The 2,880-nt window shown below is 71.1% G+C and carries 2 protein-coding genes; both read left to right on the forward strand.

The window, feature by feature from the left end; genetic code table 11:
• The first annotated feature begins 155 nt into the window (after window positions 1-155).
• Window positions 156-1,370, forward strand: coding sequence for an ROK family transcriptional regulator (locus EF918_RS34320; protein WP_125652786.1), 1,215 nt, complete (start codon window positions 156-158; stop codon window positions 1,368-1,370).
• A gap of 132 nt (window positions 1,371-1,502) precedes the next feature.
• Window positions 1,503-2,855 carry an ABC transporter substrate-binding protein gene (locus EF918_RS34325; RefSeq protein WP_125652787.1) on the forward strand — a complete coding sequence of 451 codons (1,353 nt, stop codon included), beginning with the start codon at window positions 1,503-1,505 and terminating at the stop codon, window positions 2,853-2,855.
• The last annotated feature ends 25 nt before the right edge of the window (window positions 2,856-2,880 follow it).

Genomic DNA, 2,880 nt, shown 5'->3' on the forward strand with positions numbered 1-2,880 from the left:
GATGATTGTTAGGTAAGTTTCCTGTTGTCCCTCGGGGCGTGTCAATGCCGCTGCCCCCGTAGATCGTCTTCTGCGGGGGCAGCGGCATTGACACGCCCCGAGGGACAACAGGAAACTTACCTAACAATCATCTCCGCGAGGGAGCAGATCGACTCATGGCCGCCGGCACCACCCCGGGAACCCCCAGCCTGCTGCGGGCGATGAACGACCGGGCCGCCCTGGAGCTGCTGCTCACCCACGGTCCGCTCTCCCGGACCCGGATCGGTCGGCTGACGGGCCTGTCCAAGCCCACCGCCTCCCAGCTCCTGGCCCGGCTGGAGGCCGCCGGGCTGGTGGTGGCCACCGGCACCGACGGCGGCCGGCCCGGGCCGAACGCCCAGCTCTACGCCCTGAACGCGGGCGCGGCCCATGTCGCCGGGCTGGACGTCACCCCGGAGCGGATCCTGGCCGGGGTCGCCGATCTCGGCGGCGAACTGGTCGGCAGCTTCGAACTGGCGACGGCCGGCTCCCGCACCCCGGTCGTCACCCAGGTCACCGAGGCCCTCGGCGAGGCGGTCAAGGCCGCCGGGCTGGAGCCCTCCGCGATCCACCGCGTGGTCGTGGGGACCCCCGGCGCCTTCGACCCGCACTCCGGACGGCTGCGCTACGCCAGCCACCTGCCCGGCTGGCACTCCCCCACCCTGCTGGAGGAACTGGCGGCGGCCCTGCCGATGCCGGTGGAGTACGAGAACGACGTCAACCTGGTGGCCATCGCCGAGCAGCACCTCGGCGCCGCCCGCGGCCACGAGGACTTCGTCCTGCTGTGGAACGAGGCGGGCCTGGGCGCCGCCCTGGTGCTCGGGGGCCGGCTGCACCGCGGCTGGACCGGTGGCGCGGGCGAGGTCGGCTTCCTGCCCGTGGCCGGGCACCCGCTGGTCCGCCAGGTCACCCGGGCCAACAGCGGCGGCTACCAGTACCTGGCGGGCGCCCAGGTCCTGCCGGAGCTCGCCGCCGGGCTGGGCCTGGAGCCCGAGGTCCCCGCCGGCGCCGACGGCTCCGAGGTCGCCGTCGGCACGGCCCTGCTGGCCCGGGCCGCGGCCACGCCCGAAGGGCCGTACCGCGAGCTCCTGCGATCCTACGCCACCGCCCTGGCCACGGGCCTGGCCGCGCTGGTCTCCGTACTCGACCCCGAGATCGTGGTGCTCTCGGGTGCGGTGATCTCGGCCGGCGGCGAGCCGCTGCGCGAACTGCTGACCTCCGAACTCGCCGATCTGGCGCCGTCCCGGCCGCGGCTGGTCGCCGGGGCCGTCCAGGAGCGGCCCGTGCTGCGGGGCGCGCTGGAGAGCGCCCTGGCCACGACCCGCGACGAAGTGTTCGACACCTCCCGCTGACCTCCGCCGCCGCTCCGCCCCACGCACTCGTCACCGCACGCCCTCGTCCTCGTCACCGCACGTCCCGTTTCTGCACGTCCCGTTTCTGCACCACCCCCCTGGAAGTCCCCCAGCGCAGAGAGAGACTCCGCCATGCCCAGAACCCGTCGCCTCACCGCCCTCGCGACCGTCCTCGCCGCCACCTCGGTGCTCGCCTCCGCCTGTACCGGACAGAGCGGTTCCGCGGCCTCCGACGATCCGATGGCCGACGTCACGCTGAACTTCTGGCACGGCTGGTCGGCGCCCGGCGAGGTCAAGGCGATCGAGGAGAACATCGCCCGGTTCCAGGCGGCGCACCCCCACATCAAGGTCAAGGTCACCGGCAACATGACCGACGACAAGATCAACCAGGCGCTGCGGGCGGGCGGGGACAAGGCCCCGGACGTGGTGTCCTCCTTCACCACCGACAGCGTCGGCAAGTTCTGCAACTCCGGCGCCTTCACCGACCTGAACCCGTTCCTGGCGAAGTCCGGGATCGACAAGGCCAAGGTCTTCCCCAAGACCCTGCTGGACTACACCCAGTTCAACGGCAACCAGTGCACCCTGCCGCTGCTCCACGACGCGTACGGGCTGGTCTACAACCTGGACGCCTTCAAGGAGGCGGGCATCACGGAGCCCCCGAAGACCTGGAGCCAGTTCGCCGAGGTGGCGCAGAAGCTCACCAAGGTGAGCGGGGACTCGTACGAGCGGGTCGGGATCATGCCCACCTTCCACGGCTACGAGACCACCCCGATGCGCCTGGCCGCGCAGTGGAGCCCGACCTACTTCGGCGCCGACGGCAAGGCCAACCTGGCCAAGGACCCCGCCTTCGCCAGGATGCTGACCGCGCAGAAGGACCTGGTGGCCAAGCTCGGCGGCTACGAGAAGCTGGAGAAGTTCCGGGCGACCTTCGGGGACGAGTGGAGCGCCGAACACCCCTTCCACCAGGGCAAGGTGGCCATGCAGATCGACGGCGAATGGCGCCCGGGCATGGCCAAGGAGGCCGGGGTCACCTTCGGGATAGGCACCGCGCCGATACCCGTGCCCGACGACCAGGTGGCCGACTACGGCAAGGGCTACCTGTCGGGCACGATCATGGGCATAGCCCAGGGCAGCAAGAAGCAGAACGCCGCCTGGGAGCTGGTGAAGTACATGACCACCGACACCGAGGCGGTGGTGGCCTTCGCCAACGCCATCCACAACGTGCCCTCGACCGTGGCCGCGCTGGAGTCGCCGAAGCTCGAGGTGACGCCGGAATTCAAGACCTTCCTGGACATCGCCCGGCACCCGAGGTCGAACACCACCCCCGCCCAGCCCGACGGCGGCACCTACCAGCTGACCTTCACGGACTTCGCCTACGCGGTGGAGAAGGGCGAGGTCGCGGACATCCCCGCCGGGCTCGCGAAGACCGACCAGCAGATCGACACGGACATCGCGAAGGCGAAGGCCGTGAAGGTCAGCTGGTAGGTGCCGCCGTCGGGCTGGGCGGGGG

Origin of the sequence: Streptomyces sp. WAC06614 (assembly GCF_003949795.1) — a bacterium.
In the GTDB taxonomy this organism is placed as follows: Bacteria; Actinomycetota; Actinomycetes; order Streptomycetales; family Streptomycetaceae; genus Streptomyces.